The 3783-nt window shown below is 46.4% G+C and carries 1 protein-coding gene; it reads right to left on the bottom strand.

Annotated elements, in window-relative coordinates; genetic code table 11:
* Nucleotides 1–3783, bottom strand: a 3783-nt coding sequence (locus MMU05_RS22920; protein ID WP_418884493.1) for a beta strand repeat-containing protein, incomplete at both ends; no start/stop codon positions are given.

The raw sequence follows: 3783 nt of genomic DNA, 5'->3' as shown, positions 1-3783 counted from the left end.
ACTTTTCCTGCATCGATATCAGACTGAGTTACTGTATAAGAAGTAGCAATTGACTCAGAGGCCAAAGGTGCCAAAGAAGCAATTGTTGTATTCAGTCCTGTCAGAGGATCGCTCACAGCAATGTTTTCCAAAGTCACGTTACCTGTATTGGTCACAACTATGGTATAGTTCAATACATCCCCAACAGCTGCAAAGCTTGGCTCGGTTGCTGTTTTGGTAATGGAAAGGGCAGGGCTTTGTGTTGCAGTTACCGACTCGGAAGCAGAAACATTGACAGCACCCACAGCAGCGGAAGCAGTATTGTCGACTTTTCCTGCATCGATATCAGACTGAGTTACTGTATAAGAAGTAGCAATTGACTCAGAAGCCAAAGGCGCCAAAGAAGCGATTGTTGTATTCAATCCTGTCAAAGGATCAGAAACCGAGATATTGCTCAAAGTCACGTTACCTGTATTGGTCACGACAATGCTGTAATTCAATACATCCCCGACAGCGGCAAAGCTTGATTCGGTTGCTGTCTTGGCGATGGAAAGGGCAGGAGTTTGTGTTGCAGTTACCGACTCGGAAGCAGAAACATTCACTGTACCGACAGTAGCCGAAGCGGTATTGTCCACTTTTCCTGCATCGATATCAGACTGTGTGACGGTATAAGAAGTCGGAATGGATTCACTTGATCCAGGTGCAAGACTTGAAATAGAAGTATTCAATCCTGTCAAAGGATCAGAAACCGAGATATTATTCAAAGTCACGTTTCCTGTATTGGTCACGACAATGCTGTAGTTCAATACATCCCCGACAGCTGCGAAGCTTGACTCGGTTGCTGTCTTGGTGATGGAAAGGGCAGGAGTTTGTGTTGCATTTACAGACTCAGAAGCAGAAACATTGACAGCACCCACAGCAGCGGAAGCAGTATTGTCTACTTTTCCGGCATCAATGTCAGCCTGTGTGACGGTATAAGAAGTCGGAATGGATTCACTTGATCCAGGTGTAAGACTTGAAATAGAAGTATTCAATCCTGTCAGAGGATCGCTCACAGCAATGTTTTCCAAAGTCACGTTACCTGTATTGGTTACCACAATGGTGTAGTTCAATACATCCCCAACAGCGGCAAAGCTTGACTCGGTTGCTGTCTTGGTGATGGAAAGGGCAGGAGTTTGTGTTGCAGTTACAGACTCGGAAGCGGAAACATTCAAAGCACCTACAGCAGCAGAAGCAATATTGTCGACTTTTCCTGCATCGATATCCGCCTGTGTTATGGTATAAGAAGTCGGGATTGACTCAGAGGCCAAAGGTGCCAAAGAAGCGATTGTTGTATTCAAACCTGTAAGAGGATCGCTTACAGCAATGTTTTCCAAAGTCACGTTACCTGTATTGGTCACGACAATGCTGTAATTCAATACATCCCCAACAGCGGAGAAGGTTGACTCGGTTGCTGTCTTGGTGATGGAAAGGGCAGGAGTTTGTGTTGCAGTTACAGACTCGGAAGCAGAAACATTGACAGCACCCACAGCAGCGGAAGCAATGTTGTCCACTTTTCCTGCATCGATATCCGCTTGTGTGACGGTATAAGAAGTCGGAATTGACTCAGAGGCCAAAGGCGCCAAGGAAGCGATTGTTGTATTCAGTCCTGTCAGAGGATCGCTCACAGTAATGTTTTCCAAAGTCACGTTTCCTGTATTGGTCACGACAATGCTGTAATTCAATACATCCCCAACAGCGGCAAAGCTTGACTCGGTTGCTGTCTTGGTGATGGAAAGGGCAGGGCTTTGTGTTGCAGTTACCGACTCAGAAGCAGAAACATTCACTGTACCGACAGTAGCGGAAGCAATGTTGTCCACTTTTCCTGCATCGATATCCGCCTGTGTGACGGTATAAGAAGTCGGGATTGACTCAGAAGCCAAAGGTGCCAAAGAAGCGATTGTTGTATTCAGTCCTGTCAGAGGATCAGAAACCGAGATATTGCTCAAAGTCACATTACCTGTATTGGTTACCACAATGCTGTAATTCAATACATCCCCGACAGCGGCAAAGCTTGACTCGGTTGCTGTCTTGGTGATGGAAAGGGCAGGGCTTTGTGTTGCAGTTACAGACTCAGAAGCAGAAACATTGACAGTACCGACAGCAGCCGAAGCCGTGTTGTCGACTTTTCCTGCATCGATATCCGCCTGTGTGACGGTATAAGAAGTAGGGATTGACTCAGAGGCCAAAGGTGCCAAAGAAGCGATTGTTGTATTCAAACCTGTAAGAGGATCGCTTACAGCAATGTTTTCCAAAGTCACGTTACCTGTATTGGTCACGACAATGCTGTAATTCAATACATCCCCAACAGCGGAGAAGGTTGACTCGGTTGCTGTCTTGGTGATGGAAAGGGCAGGAGTTTGTGTTGCAGTTACCGACTCGGAAGCAGAAACATTGACAGCACCCACAGCAGCGGAAGCGATGTTGTCTACTTTTCCTGCATCGATATCAGACTGAGTTACTGTATAAGAAGTAGCAATTGACTCAGAGGCCAAAGGTGCCAAAGAAGCAATTGTTGTATTCAGACCTGTCAATGGATCGCTTACAGCAACATTGCTCAAAGTCACGTTACCCGTGTTGGTCACCACAATGGTATAGTTCAGCACATCTCCTACAGCGGCAAAGGTATTCTCAGTCGCTGTTTTAGTGATGGAAAGTGCAGGGCTTTGTGTTGCGGTTACGGACTCGGAAGCTGTAACATTCACTGAACCAACGGCAGCGAAAGCGGTATTGTCGACTTTACCTGCATCGATATCAGCCTGTGTGACGGTATAAGAAGTCGGGATTGACTGCGAGGCCAAAGGCGCCAAAGAAGCGATTGTTGTATTCAATCCAGTCAAAGGATCGGTTACAGCAATGTTTTCCAAAGTCACGTTCCCGGTATTAGTCACGACAATGGTGTAATTCAATACATCCCCGACAGCGTCAAAGGTTGACTCGGTTGCTGTTTTGGTAATGGAAAGGGCAGGGTTTTGTGTTGCAGTCACCGATTCCGAAGCGGAAACATTTACTGCACCGGTAGCAGCAGAAGCGGTATTGTCGACTTTTCCTGCATCAATATCAGCCTGTGTTACAGTATAAGAAGTAGCTATTGACTCAGAAGCCAAAGGCGCCAAGGAAGCAATTGTTGTATTCAATCCTGTCAAAGGATCAGAAACCGAGATGTTATTCAGGGTGACGTTACCTGTATTGGTCACGACAATGGTGTAATTCAATATATCCCCGACTTCGGCAAAGCTTGACTCAGTGGCAGTCTTAGTGATGGAAAGCGCAGGGCTTTGGGTTGCGGTTACCGACTCGGAAGCTGTAACATTCACTGAACCAACGGCAGCGGAAGCGGTATTGTCAACTTTTCCTGCATCGATATCAGCCTGTGTTATGGTATAAGAAGTCGGGATTGACTCAGAAGCCAAAGGCGCCAAGGAAGCAATTGCGGTATTCAATCCTGTCAAAGGATCGCTTACAGCAATGTTTTCCAAAGTCACGTTACCAGTGTTGGTCACGACAATGGTGTAGTTCAATACATCCCCGACAGCGTCAAAGGTTGACTCGGTTGCTGTTTTGGTAATGGAAAGGGCAGGGTTTTGTGTTGCAGTCACCGATTCCGAAGCGGAAACATTTACTGCACCGATAGCAACAGAAGCGGTATTGTCGACTTTTCCTGCATCAATATCAGCCTGTGTAACGGTATAAGAAGTCGGGATTGACTGCGAGGCCAAAGGCGCCAAAGAAGCGATTGTTGTATTCAATCCAGTCAAAGGATCG

Source organism: Cognataquiflexum rubidum (genome assembly GCF_022538115.1).
Classification (GTDB): Bacteria; Bacteroidota; Bacteroidia; order Cytophagales; family Cyclobacteriaceae; genus Cognataquiflexum; species Cognataquiflexum rubidum.
This window is presented reverse-complemented; position numbering and strand designations above follow the sequence as displayed.